Raw genomic sequence first — 270 nt, forward strand, 5'->3', positions numbered from 1 at the left:
GCACCATGCCCGCCGCAAACACCACGCCGGCCAGCAGAATATAGCCTAGCCATTTGGTGGCGATGCTCAGAGAGAAAATGCGCGTAATGGTATTGCCCGGCAAACCGAGTCTTGAGTAGAGCCGATAGCGCACCGCCACGCCGCCAACCCAGGTGCTGAGCGTCAGGTTGAAGGCATAACAGATAAACGACACCAGCATCACCTGGCTGCCATCGAGCGTTTCCCACGGAATGTCGTGTTGGGTGCGGCCGATGGCGAGCGTGGTTTGTT

1 pseudogene is annotated in these 270 nt (G+C 58.5%); it reads right to left on the minus strand.

The features are described from left to right. Window positions 1-270, minus strand: a pseudogene (locus tag KVT28_RS25205) (hypothetical protein); the annotation flags it as partial.

This window comes from Pantoea sp. GbtcB22, assembly GCF_019091025.1.
Classification (GTDB): Bacteria; Pseudomonadota; Gammaproteobacteria; order Enterobacterales; family Enterobacteriaceae; genus Pantoea; species Pantoea leporis.